This is a genomic window from Desertivirga arenae (assembly GCF_017355785.1).
GTDB classification, from domain to species: domain Bacteria; phylum Bacteroidota; class Bacteroidia; order Sphingobacteriales; family Sphingobacteriaceae; genus Desertivirga; species Desertivirga arenae.
On sequence record NZ_JAFEWE010000004.1, the window covers coordinates 497,817 to 510,187 of the forward strand.

Here is a 12,371-nt window from a genome sequence, read left to right on the forward strand (position 1 = left end):
AAGCTTTGTGAAAAATATTATCCCTAAGCAGATGTGGTTAAAGATACTATTTACGCAAATACTCTTATTACTGAAAAATAATAAAAAGGGTACGTTTAAGGATAGTTTTAAGTATGAATGGAAATTAAATGACAACTAAATGTACGTTAAATTGTTATTTTTGATGAAGACATTTCAGCGGGCTTATGCAAACAGATGAAACTAACGAAGAAAAGGGCCTGGGCAAACAGCGGAAATATTTTAGTGCCTATGCAAAATATTCGGCTATGGGATTTCAGATGTTTGCCGTCATTGGAGTCTTTGCCTTCGTAGGGTATCAAATAGATGAACGTCGAAATGCAAAAACACCTTTATGGACCGCTTTTTTGAGTTTGCTAGGGGTTTTTTGCTCCTTGTACCTGGTGATTCGTTCAATTAAGAAGTTAAATCCTTGAGTTTGTTCCGTTTTTCTCTATTTTTTTCAATAATAGCCGTCGTTTTGGCTGTTGTTTTTTATACTGTCGGGCATATTGGCGGAAAAACTGCTGTTCTTGTTCCTAAATTCTGGGTGATTTTTGGTTTTCAATTTTTTATTACGCTCATTGCCTACTCCGTATCCCTCATTGGTATTCGAAAAGGACCTGAAACTGGTACATTTACCATTATCGGCTCTATTACTATTAAGATGCTCTTTAGTATGGGGTTTGTATTAGCTTACCTCCTGAAAATCAACGTAAACGGCGTTTCATTTGCAATTCAGTTTTTTTCTTTATATTTCTTGTTTACTGCCTTTGAAGTTTATGGCTTGTTATGTAACTTGCGCGACCAAAACAAAACATAAAAAACTCGCAATAAATGTCCTTAAGCCGCATTTTGAACTCAAAAAAAATTAGATTTAGTGCTGTTTTTGCTCTTTTTTTAATTTTTGTTAACTATCAGACTGCTGTAAAAGCTCAGGCTGATACATCACTCGGAAAAGCACCCGATACAATCTTGAACGTTGCGGAGCACGAAGCTGGCGCTGAAGCTGCAGGTCATGAAGCCGCACACGGTGCAGACGAAAAGTTTGATCCGACTACTGTCATTATGGAACACATTGCTGATTCTCATACATGGCATCTTTGGGGTCATACTTCAATTGGTCTTCCTGTTATATTATATACAGATAAAGGGATTGAATCGTTTTCCTCTTCTGCATTTCATCACGGCGAAGAAGCGTACGAAGGAAAGTTTTATACTTACAAGCTTATTGAAGACAAGATCTTTGCAGTAAACGCTAGTGGAGCTATTGATAAAGAGGCTTCTGCAAAAGTTTATGATTTTTCCATTACCAAAAATATTTTGGCGATCTGGATTTCGGTAGCCTTGCTTATTATTATATTTTCATCTGTATCATCTTCTTATAAGAAAAGAGAAGGAAAAGCTCCAAAGGGTTTGCAGTCGTTTATCGAGCCAATTATTTTATTTGTAAGAGATGAGATTGCCCGTCCTAACATCGGCTATAAGTATAACAAGTTCATGCCTTTGTTATTAACGTTGTTCTTCTTTATCTGGATCAATAACTTGCTTGGTCTGATTCCACTTTTTCCAGGAGGTGCTAACGTAACTGGAAATATCTTCATGACCTTTGTTCTGTCGTTTATAGTACTAGTTGTTGTTAATTTAAATGGTAACAAATATTACTGGAAGCACATTCTTCTTCCTGATGTTCCTTGGTGGTTATACCCGATTATGATTCCTGTAGAGATCATAGGTGTTATTTCTAAGCCATTCGCGTTGATGATCCGTTTGTATGCGAATATTTCTGCTGGTCACATTATTGTATTGAGCTTAATTGCCTTGATCTTTATTTTCAAATCAATTGCTTTGGCGCCGGTATCTGTTGCCTTCGTTTTGTTCATGGATGTTCTTGAGTTATTGGTTGCCTTCCTTCAGGCGTTCATTTTTACAATGCTTACTGCATTGTTTATAGGAACTGCTGTAGATGAGCATCATCACTAATCTGAAATCATTTTTTAATTAAATAAATATATATCAATTATGGTAGGTGGTTCAATTGCTGCGATTGGCGCAGGTTTGGCAGTATTAGGTGCTGGTTTAGGTATCGGCCAATTAGGTGGTAAAGCAATGGAAGGTATTGCTCGTCAGCCTGAAGCTGCTTCAAAAATTCAAACTGCTATGATTATCGCTGCTGCTCTTATCGAGGGTGTTGCGCTATTCGGTGTGGTAGTTGCTCTATTAGGAAACGGATAATTTCGTTTTCTGAAGCAAGAACTCAATTTTAGAGCCGTTCGATAACGGTTGGTTAGCGAACGGCTCTTTATTCTCTAAGTCAGAACTTTATTTCGATAGAAAACAATGGATAAATTATTCGAAGGTTTATTAAATCACCACATTGGTTTTGTTGTTTGGTCAACACTTGCTTTTGTGATACTATTTGTATTGTTAAGAGCGCTAGCCTGGAAGCCAATTCTGGGAGCTATCCATGAGAGAGAGCGCCACATTGAATCGGCTTTACAAGCAGCTGAGAATGCAAAAGCAGAAATGGCTAGATTAACAAGTGAGAACGAGTCTTTATTAAAAGAAGCGCGCGCTGAACGCGACTTGATTCTTAAGGAAGCCAAAGAACTAAGAGAAAAAATGATTGCTGAATCTCGTGCTACTGCACAAGCCGAAGGCGCAAAAATGATTGAAAAGGCAAGAATTGAAATAGAAGGTCAAAAGGCTGCTGCATTAGCAGAGGTGAAAAACCAGGTTTCATCCTTGTCTATTGAGATTGCAGAGAAGATCCTTCGCAGCGAGTTTGCCGATCAAAGCAAACAGGAAGCCTTGGTTTCTGACTTATTAAAAGAGGTTAAATTAAACTAATCGCGAAAGCAGGAGTATCATTCTATGATATTCTAATTTAAGATAAAATTATGTCTGAAATTCAAGTAGCCTCCAGATACGCGAAATCTTTAATAGACCTTGCAAAGGAGCAGAATTCATTAGAACTGATTAAACTCGATATTAATACATTTATCTCTGTGGTTAGTTCTAGTAGTCAGCTACAGGCGATTCTTAGGAATCCTATTATCAATACTGATAAGAAGTTAGGTATTCTAAACGAATTATTCAGCGGGTTCAATCCTGTAGTATTATCGTTCTTTAAAATCGTAGTTAGTAAAGGACGTTCGTCCGTTTTATTCCCGACTGCAAAGGAATTTATAAACGAATATAACAGAATTAAAGGAACTGTAAGGGCTACTGTTACCTCGGCAAGTCCTTTATCCGAAGCTGTTAAAGCGGAAATAACTCAGGTTGTTCAGCAATCATTACCTAACGGTGGGGCTGTAGAGTTAGAGACAAAGATCAATCCTGATCTTATTGGTGGTTTCGTTCTTAAAGTTGGCGACAGGCAGATCGATACAACGATCTCAAGCCGGTTAAATCAGCTTAAGAAAGAATTCGGTCGTAAGATCTAAGTAGCAGCTGGGAAGTTGTTTTGATCGGGTTATGACCCTGATCATTTTATTATTGAGAAAAGTATTCAAGATTTAAAAATTAAAATTTATAAATAAAACTATGGTAGAGGTAAGACCAGACGAAGTTTCGGCTATTCTGCGCCAGCAATTGTCGGGATTTAAATCAGAGGCCGAGCTTGAGGAGGTGGGAACTGTTCTACAAGTGGGCGATGGTATTGCCCGTGTTTACGGTCTCACTAAAGTTCAATCAGGAGAATTGGTTGAATTTGAAAACGGCTTACAAGGTATCGTATTGAACCTTGAAGAAGATAACGTGGGAGTCGTATTGCTGGGAGAGTATTCCGGAATTAAGGAAGGTGATACTATTAAACGTACTAACCGTATTGGTTCAATTAAAGTGGGTGACGGTATGCTTGGCCGCGTGGTTAACACATTAGGTCAGCCCATCGATGGAAAAGGTGCATTAGCGGGAGAACTATACGAGATGCCAATCGAGCGCAAAGCTCCTGGTGTTATCTACCGTCAGCCTGTAACTGAACCTCTTCAAACTGGTATCAAAGCTATCGACGCAATGATTCCAATTGGTCGTGGTCAACGTGAGCTTGTGATTGGAGACCGTCAAACCGGTAAAACTGCCGTTTGTATTGATACGATCATCAACCAAAAAGAATTTTACGAAGCTGGGCAGCCAGTATTTTGTATATATGTTGCTATTGGCCAGAAAAACTCTACCGTAGCTCAAATCGTGCGTACACTTGAAGAAAATGGCGCTATGCCATACACGGTAGTTGTTTCGGCTTCTGCAGCAGATCCTGCTCCAATGCAGTTCTTTGCTCCATTCTCTGGTGCTGCTATCGGTGAATTCTTCCGTGACACAGGACGTCCTGCTTTAATCATCTATGATGATTTATCTAAACAGGCTGTTGCTTACCGTGAGGTTTCCCTATTATTAAAACGTCCTCCTGGACGTGAAGCATATCCTGGAGATGTATTCTATCTTCACAGTCGTTTATTGGAGCGTGCTGCAAAGATCAATGCGTCTGACGAGATTGCCCGTAATATGAACGACCTTCCTGATTCTATTAAACATTTGGTAAAAGGAGGCGGTTCATTAACAGCACTTCCTATTATCGAAACTCAGGCAGGTGATGTTTCTGCGTATATTCCGACTAACGTAATTTCGATCACTGACGGTCAGATCTTCCTTGAGTCTAACTTGTTCAACGCCGGTGTTCGTCCAGCGATCAACGTAGGTATCTCTGTATCTCGTGTAGGTGGTAACGCCCAGATTAAGTCGATGAAGAAAGTAGCTGGTACATTGAAGCTGGATCAGGCCCAATACCGTGAGTTAGAGGCTTTCTCTAAATTCGGTTCAGATCTTGACGCTGCTACAAAGCTTGTTCTTGACAAAGGTGCTCGTAACGTGGAGATCCTTAAGCAAGGTCAGTTTTCACCTGTCACTGTTGAGAAACAAATTGCAATCATCTATTGTGGTATCAAAGGTTTGTTACGTTCTGTGCCTGTAAATAGAGTGAAAGAGTTCGAAGCTGAATATACTCAACAATTAGAACTTCGCCATCCAGAAACTTTGAAAGCTTTAAAAGCTGGTAAGTTTGATGATCAAATTACAGGAGTTCTTGAAACTGTAGCGAAAGAGCTTTCAGCAAGATACTAAGATAGACATGAGATTTGAGGAGTTTGAAAATAGGAAATTCGGCTCCTCAAATTTATCACTTTATAAGTCAAAAAGGCGACTCATTTTACACGTTTCGCATCTCAAAAAACAATGGCTAATTTAAAAGAAGTAAGAAACAGGATTGTATCGGTCAGTTCAACTCAACAGATCACCAAAGCTATGAAAATGGTGTCGGCTGCTAAGTTGAAGAGAGCTACAAATGCAATTGTTCAGTTACGTCCTTATGCTAATAAGTTGAAGGATATTCTGGCAAATCTTTCTGCAAATCTTGAAGCAGCTTCGTCTCCTTATATACAGGAACGCGAACCTAATAAAGTTCTTATTGTAGTTGTATCTTCAAATCGTGGTTTAGCGGGAGCTTTCAATGCCAATGTTATCAAAACTGCTAATCAGCTTATTTCAAGCAAATACGCTGATCAATACAGAAAGGGTAACTTAAGCATAATTGCTGTTGGAAAAAAAGTTCAGGACTTCTACGAGAAGCGTAAATACAATATTATTGGAAACAATAATGAATTATATAGCAATTTAACTTTCGAAAATGCTTCAAAAATTACTGAAGCAATTATGAAAGGCTTTGTAGAAGGAGATTTTGACAGAGTAGAGGTGATCTATAATCACTTCAGAAATGCTGCTGTACAAGAGTTAATTACTGAGCAGCTTCTTCCAATACCTAAAGCACAACAGGAAGTGAAGAAATCTTCCAATAACGTTGATTACATTCTGGAGCCTTCTCAGGAGGAAATTGTTAATCAGCTTATTCCCAAATCTATCAAGATTCAGCTTTATAAGGCTATTTTGGATTCTCATGCCTCTGAACATGGCGCGCGGATGACAGCTATGGACAAAGCAACTGATAACGCAGGGGAATTATTAAGAAGCTTAAAGCTTTCTTATAACCAAGCTCGTCAGGCTGCTATTACTACCGAACTTACTGAGATAGTAAGTGGTGCTGCAGCATTATCTAACGGATAAAACAAAATTTTTACGGTGTTAGGAGCCCTTGCGAATGCAGGGGCTTTTTTTGTGTGAGTATGTCTGCTCAACTCTCCAAAAGGAGCCTCGAAGAACTTTTATCCTATATGTAGGAGTTCAGCTTCCAAAAGTTTTAATGGATGGGAAATATCTTATCGCATCCTTTAAGATATTTATTTTTTAAACTTAATATTGTTGTTCATGTTCAACCAAAAATATGAGTATGCAACATAGGAAAATTAGCAATTCTGATTTAGAGCTATCGGCAATAACGTTCGGCTCCTGGGCAGCAGGGGGATGGATGTGGGGAGGAACAGAAAAGGCTGAGGCAATTGAAGCTATTCGTTCGGCTTTCACCGAGGGAGTTACTTCTATTGATACAGCACCAGTTTATGGACAGGGGCTAAGTGAAGAAATCGTTGGTGAGGCAATAAAAGGACTGCCGCGGGATCGCGTGCAGATACTTACTAAATATGGTTTAAGATGGGATGCACCTATTGGTGAGTTTTATTTCAAAAGCAAGAACAACCAGGGGCAAGATATCGATATTTATAGGTACGCTGGTAAGGATCATATTATTAAAGAATGTGAAACAAGTTTAAAACTTTTAGGTACTGATTATATAGATCTTTATCAAATTCACTGGCCAGATCCGACAACTCCTATTGAGGAGACAATGGAAGCTATTTCTACTTTAATTCAACAAGGAAAAGTTAGGTATGCAGGTGTCTGCAACTATAGCGACGAACAATTGAAATTGGCAAATAGTGTTCTTAACATCGTTTCTAATCAAATTCCTTATAGTATGGTAAATCGTAAAATAGAGGAAGTTGTGTTGCCCTATTGCCTGGCTAACAACAAGTCTATTTTAGCTTATAGCCCTTTGGAAAGGGGATTGTTAACTGGTAAAATCAAGCCAGGGCACCAGTTTTCCGAAGGTGATCATAGGGCTAGTCACAAATTCTTCCAAGATGAGAACATTAAGAGAATAAATATCTTCCTTGATAAGATCCAGCCGCTTGCTGACGACAAGGGAGTAACACTTGGGCAACTGGTATTACGATGGACGGTGGAGAGACCAGGAATTACAGTGGCGCTGGTTGGAGCAAGGAACGCGGTTCAGGCAGTTGAGAATGCTAAGACGATGAGTTTTTCGCTTTCTCAGGAGGAGTATAGTCTTATTACTACGGCCCTGGCTGACCTTGAATTAGCTATCTAATTTAATAGCCCGGGAATTTCAACAGGTTCACATAAAGGGGCTTTTATTTTTCACATATTAGATTCTGTTTTGTAATTTCGCGTCAACTAAGAGATAAAAATGGCAGATATTAAAGAAACAAATAACGCAAACAACCCAAGCTATTACTCTACACTTGCTTTGGGTATTATTGTAACAATGGCGGGTGTATTAATTCGCTTTATAGGTACTATCAGATTTATCGATATTATTTCGAATATAATACTAGTTATTGGAGTAGTTATCTGTCTTAGTGCAGTCAATAAAATCTTGAAATAAAATAAGTAAAGGCCTGTTAGCAGGCCTCTACTTTGGCTTATACCGCGATCTTGTTAAGATCTTCTGATAGTCTGTGTCCGCCATCAACTCCTGTAAAGTTACCTCCTTGTTCTCATCCATATAATTCTTTACAACTTGCCACCCAGAGAATATTCCCAACTTCGGTGCAGAATCATTTTTCTCTCCAATTCCAGGAGTAAAGGGGGCTTCAGTTAAATACTTCTGGATTTTCATGTAGTCTGTCTCGTATAACAAGTTATTCTCCAGAAAAAATCCCCATATCCCTGCTTCATATCCCTTGCACCATTCCATCTGAGCAGAGGTATACCCAATTTTACTTGAGTCAGCGATCTCCGGCATGGTAGCATCCATAAAGTAAAGTATTTTTCCATTGTAGATCATCCGGTCTAAAAAGGTTTTTAGATTGTCAGGTTCAGGAAACAACTCTTCGCGTGTATACGTTTCCATAACGCGGGGGGTAATATTTTCAGGTGTGAATTTTCTAGAAATGTAGAGTGGTATACTTTGTCTTAAAGCAGGATAAAATTTTGAGTCTGCACCAAGGAACATATCAAGACCAATACCAACATAGTTATTTCCGATAGGAACTTGAACCGCAAAGCCAGAGAGAAAACTAATAAACTTTGGAATTTTCTTTTCAGGATAATAATATTTAACATGTTTAAAAGCTTGGGTAAGCTTTTTTTCTGTATCCCCCAAATCCGGAAATGTTTTCAGGACTTCAGCCTTTAAAGCATTATAATCTGGGTTGTTAATAACAGTGCGTAAGTTTGAATAATAATTAGTGTCTGCCGTGTTACCAACACTAAGCATGTTCTGCATATAATCAGAAAAAAAAGGGTCATAACGTTCCTGCAGTAGGGGAATTTGTGTGGCCAGGTTGCGCGGGGAAATCGAAGCAAAGTCTTTATCAAATCGTTCTACTTTTATGTCAAGTTTAATAGCTGAAACATCAACTTTTCTTTCGTTTTTACAGGCCGAAATTAAAAAAAGGCCAGCGATAAAAAACAAGCAGATTTGAATTACTCTTACCATTTCCTGTAATTTAATTTAGTGAACGAAAATAACAAAAGCTATGTTTGCAGCAGATAATTTAATTTATCTGGGAAAGTTCTAGTACTATGGTTAAAAGTATATTGAAAAATAGAATGAAAAATAAATTATTAACTCTCCTTGTCTTGCTATTGCCACTGGTTATTAAAGCCCAGGATACAGAGAAAAATTTTCAGTTGGGCTTTACAGCAAGTCCTAATATTGGTTGGGCAAGATTCAATGATGCACCTTCAACGTATGCATCAAAATCCAGTAAGATTGGGTTTTCTTATGGCCTGATAGGAGACTTTGGTTTTGCACGTAATTACTTTTTTTCTACAGGATTTGCTATAACAAGTATTAATGCAAAAACTGAAGAGAACGGCGGATTTACAGAAGGATCTACGGCCGCCACACGATCCTTCGACATCCAATACATAGAGGTCCCATTGACCATTAAGTTAAAAACTAATTCTGTTGCTGAAAGAAGTTTTTACGGACAGTTCGGTTTGAGCACCGGTTTTAATATTAAAGCTAAAAGTGATGTGAAAACAAGGACGGCTACGGTGGTGACTGATGATTTAAAAAATCAGAGTGTTGATAATGATAACAAAGTTCGCTTAGGATTAGTAGCAGGAGCGGGTGTGCAATGGGATTATAATGAAAACTCAAAGTTTATTACTGGTGTTACGTTTAATAATGGTTTTACAGATATTTTATCGAAGAAGCCTTCAATTCGCAACTCCTACCTGGCCTTAACCCTGGGAGTTTTGTTCTAATTAGATATAATATAACAAGAGATTATGAAGATAGCCCTCGCTCAGTTAAACTACCATATCGGAAATTTCGAGTCCAATACGGCTAAGATTATCAAAGCCATTGAAGAGGCGAAAGCCCAAGGTGCAGAATTGGTAGTTTTTGCAGAACTTGCTATTTGTGGATATCCTCCGCGAGATTTTTTAGAATTTACAGAATTTATTGAGCTATGCGAAAATAGTATTGCTCAAATAGCTTCAGCAACAAAAGGAACAGCTTGTATTATTGGTGCTCCTACAAAAAATCCTAGAATTCAAGGAAAGGATCTATTCAATTCCGCTTATTTTATTGTTGACGGGGAAGTTAAGCAAGTTATAAATAAAGCGTTGCTGCCCACTTACGATGTTTTTGACGAATATCGCTATTTTGAACCTAATATTGAGTTCAGGTGTGTAGATTATAGAGGTGTTAAAATAGCTTTGACCATATGCGAAGATCTCTGGAACATTAATGATAATCCACTTTACATTTCTTCTCCTATGGAAGAACTGATAAAAGAGAAGCCTGATTTGATGATCAATATTGCAGCTTCTCCTTTTTCTTATAATCACGATGATAACAGGTTTAAAGTACTTAGTGATAATTCAAAAAAGTATCAGCTGCCCTTATTATATGTGAACCAGGTAGGAGCTCAAACGGAGATTGTTTTTGATGGAGGATCTTTTGTATTTAATGAAGCGGGTGAGATGTTGGATCAGTTGGCTTACTTCAGGGAAGATCTTAAGATTTACGAATTCGAAGACAAAGAAATTAAGGGATTGGCTCCTATTGACTATAGCCCTTCGCCTGACGTAAAACAAATCTACGATGCTCTTATTCTTGGTATTAGAGATTATTTCTATAAGTCAGGATTTGATAAAGCAGTTTTAGGTCTTTCGGGTGGTATTGACTCTGCTGTAGTATGTGCCTTAGCAGCGGAAGCATTGGGTGCGGAAAATGTTTTAGCTGTGCTGATGCCATCAAAATACTCCACAGATCATTCTATAAAGGACGCGTTGGATTTGGTGGAGGCATTGGGTTGTAAACATGAGGTGGTTGCGATAAAGGAAATCACAGATGCTTTTGAGCAGGTGCTTGAGCCCTCTTTCAGAGGTTTACCATTTAACGTTGCAGAGGAGAATATACAGGCTCGAAGTCGGGCAGTAATTGTGATGGCTTTTTCTAACAAGTTCGGATATGTGCTCCTTAATACTTCTAATAAAAGTGAGTCGGCCGTGGGATATGGTACTTTGTACGGGGATATGGCAGGAGCAATCTCGGTTTTAGGTGATGTTTATAAAACGCAGGTTTATGAACTTGCCCGATTCATCAATAGAGAGCGTGAGATTATTCCCGAAAATAGTATTGTGAAACCGCCGTCAGCGGAGCTTCGCCCAGACCAGAAAGATAGTGATTCACTGCCAGACTATGATGTGCTGGATAAGCTGCTTTATCAATACATTGAGTTAAAGAAAAGCTCAAGAGATATTATTGCTGCTGGATTTGATGAAGAATTGGTTAAGCGCGTAATAAAAATGGTAAATAAGGCGGAGTTTAAGCGATACCAGACACCGCCGATATTGCGGGTGTCTCCTAAGGCTTTCGGGATGGGTAGAAGAATGCCAATTGTCGGAAAGTATCTCTCCTGATATTAACCGATGTTTTTCTAACGACTTCCCGAGGGGAGAAGTAAGAATTTTTAAATCTGTTTGTTGTAAATTTTTGTTTACCAAGTAAGCCTCGCCTAGAGTGGGGCTTTTTTATGCTAACTTTGAAAGAAAAAAGCTATGAAATTTCTCTTAGTACTAATGCTTACTTTGGTTGCGGCGCCATTGAAGTCAGTTTACGATTTTAAGATTAAGACCATTGATGGCAAGAACTTGAACCTGAAAAGCTTCAAAGGAAAAAAGGTATTAATCGTTAACACAGCTTCTAAATGTGGCTACACTCCTCAATATGCAGAGTTGGAGAAATTGTCGCAACAGTACAAAGGTAAATTAGTAGTGATCGGCTTTCCTGCAAACAACTTTGGGGGCCAGGAGCCTGGGTCAAATCCTATGATTAAGGAGTTTTGTCAAAAGAACTACGGAGTTACCTTTCCTTTAGCAGAGAAGGTAAGTGTGAAAGGAGATGATATTGACGCTCTATTCAAATATCTGACTTCTGTTGAAAATCCTGATTTCACGGGTGATATCAAATGGAATTTTGAGAAATTCCTGATCGATGAGAACGGCAAATTGATCCATAGATTCCGGTCTAATGTTAAGCCAACATCTCCGGAATTAACTAAATATCTGTAAAAAAGCGGGTTGTAGATTATTTTAAAATTAATTTTGGATAACTAATTTATGACTCTATATTTGCAGCATGAAAACGGGATAGTAAATCTACTATTACGGATTCATAAGGGAGATTAGCTCAGCTGGTTCAGAGCACCTGCCTTACAAGCAGGGGGTCACTGGTTCGAACCCAGTATCTCCCACCGAAATTAGCCCTTCAGCGATTGAAGGGTTTTTCTTTCTAAGACATCATACCCGAAGGGAGATTAGCTCAGCTGGTTCAGAGCACCTGCCTTACAAGCAGGGGGTCACTGGTTCGAACCCAGTATCTCCCACGAAAAGCTGCAGAGATGCGGCTTTTTTCATTTTATAGTGTTCTGGCATTATGAAAAAACACAAGTCTTTTTATAAGGGATCAAGGATCAAGCGGAATTCTTGGGGGGAATAAATAAAAAGTGTTTTTTTGCAAGTAGTAAAAACATAAATAGTACTCTCTTGCAAGATCCATACTTACAATTAGCTACCCTTCTATTACCTAAAGGATTATTAGATTTCTTTGAATTAAAGCAGGTCCTACAGAAAGAGTCAGGACTTGAAATTCATTTAGAGGAGAA

14 protein-coding genes and 2 tRNA genes are annotated in these 12,371 nt (G+C 38.5%); 15 read left to right on the top strand and 1 reads right to left on the bottom strand.

Going from position 1 to position 12,371, the window contains the following annotated elements; genetic code table 11:
- Positions 1-185: 185 nt before the first annotated feature.
- The 10 genes from J4N24_RS11920 (at position 186) to J4N24_RS11965 (ending at position 7,630) form a co-directional block, all read left to right on the top strand.
- Entirely contained in the window at positions 186-434 is a 249-nt protein-coding gene (locus J4N24_RS11920; RefSeq protein WP_207533905.1) for an AtpZ/AtpI family protein, read from the top strand.
- Between the two features lie 44 nt (positions 435-478).
- Positions 479-820: a hypothetical protein gene (locus J4N24_RS11925; protein WP_207533906.1), complete on the top strand. Its 342-nt coding sequence runs from the start codon at positions 479-481 to the stop codon at positions 818-820.
- A gap of 14 nt (positions 821-834) precedes the next feature.
- The gene (atpB, locus tag J4N24_RS11930) at positions 835-1,980 is read left to right on the top strand and encodes a F0F1 ATP synthase subunit A (protein ID WP_207533907.1); all 1,146 of its coding nucleotides are present in this window, start codon (positions 835-837) and stop codon (positions 1,978-1,980) included.
- A 39-nt stretch (positions 1,981-2,019) separates the two neighbouring features.
- A complete protein-coding gene (gene atpE / locus J4N24_RS11935) occupies positions 2,020-2,232 on the top strand; it encodes an ATP synthase F0 subunit C (RefSeq protein ID WP_207422113.1) in 213 nt (70 codons plus the stop codon).
- Between the two features lie 105 nt (positions 2,233-2,337).
- Positions 2,338-2,847 (top strand): F0F1 ATP synthase subunit B, encoded by a 510-nt coding sequence (locus J4N24_RS11940; RefSeq protein ID WP_207533908.1) that lies wholly within the window; start codon positions 2,338-2,340, stop codon positions 2,845-2,847.
- A gap of 50 nt (positions 2,848-2,897) precedes the next feature.
- Positions 2,898-3,443 carry an ATP synthase F1 subunit delta gene (atpH, locus tag J4N24_RS11945; protein WP_207533909.1) on the top strand — a complete coding sequence of 182 codons (546 nt, stop codon included), beginning with the start codon at positions 2,898-2,900 and terminating at the stop codon, positions 3,441-3,443.
- A 100-nt stretch (positions 3,444-3,543) separates the two neighbouring features.
- The gene (atpA, locus tag J4N24_RS11950) at positions 3,544-5,118 is read left to right on the top strand and encodes a F0F1 ATP synthase subunit alpha (RefSeq protein WP_207533910.1); all 1,575 of its coding nucleotides are present in this window, start codon (positions 3,544-3,546) and stop codon (positions 5,116-5,118) included.
- Positions 5,119-5,229: 111 nt separating this feature from the next.
- Complete coding sequence (atpG, locus tag J4N24_RS11955; protein ID WP_207533911.1) at positions 5,230-6,114, top strand: ATP synthase F1 subunit gamma; 885 nt, start codon at positions 5,230-5,232, stop codon at positions 6,112-6,114.
- A gap of 223 nt (positions 6,115-6,337) precedes the next feature.
- Positions 6,338-7,333, top strand: coding sequence for an aldo/keto reductase (locus J4N24_RS11960; protein ID WP_207533912.1), 996 nt, complete (start codon positions 6,338-6,340; stop codon positions 7,331-7,333).
- Positions 7,334-7,432: 99 nt separating this feature from the next.
- Complete coding sequence (locus tag J4N24_RS11965; protein ID WP_207533913.1) at positions 7,433-7,630, top strand: hypothetical protein; 198 nt, start codon at positions 7,433-7,435, stop codon at positions 7,628-7,630.
- Between the two features lie 27 nt (positions 7,631-7,657).
- Here the strand turns inward: J4N24_RS11965 and gldB are convergent, their stop codons facing one another.
- Positions 7,658-8,686, bottom strand: a complete 1,029-nt coding sequence (gene gldB, locus J4N24_RS11970) for a gliding motility lipoprotein GldB (protein WP_207533914.1) — start codon at positions 8,684-8,686, stop codon at positions 7,658-7,660.
- Between the two features lie 113 nt (positions 8,687-8,799).
- Between gldB and J4N24_RS11975 the strand changes: the two genes are divergently transcribed.
- From J4N24_RS11975 to J4N24_RS11995, 5 genes are all read left to right on the top strand, one after another.
- Positions 8,800-9,462: a porin family protein gene (locus J4N24_RS11975; protein WP_207533915.1), complete on the top strand. Its 663-nt coding sequence runs from the start codon at positions 8,800-8,802 to the stop codon at positions 9,460-9,462.
- Positions 9,463-9,486: 24 nt separating this feature from the next.
- Entirely contained in the window at positions 9,487-11,127 is a 1,641-nt protein-coding gene (locus J4N24_RS11980; protein WP_207533916.1) for an NAD+ synthase, read from the top strand.
- 138 nt (positions 11,128-11,265) lie between these two features.
- Positions 11,266-11,778 carry a glutathione peroxidase gene (locus tag J4N24_RS11985; protein WP_207533917.1) on the top strand — a complete coding sequence of 171 codons (513 nt, stop codon included), beginning with the start codon at positions 11,266-11,268 and terminating at the stop codon, positions 11,776-11,778.
- Positions 11,779-11,885: 107 nt separating this feature from the next.
- A tRNA-Val gene (locus J4N24_RS11990) sits at positions 11,886-11,960 on the top strand.
- A 57-nt stretch (positions 11,961-12,017) separates the two neighbouring features.
- Positions 12,018-12,092: transfer RNA gene (locus J4N24_RS11995), tRNA-Val, on the top strand.
- Positions 12,093-12,371 lie beyond the last annotated feature (279 nt).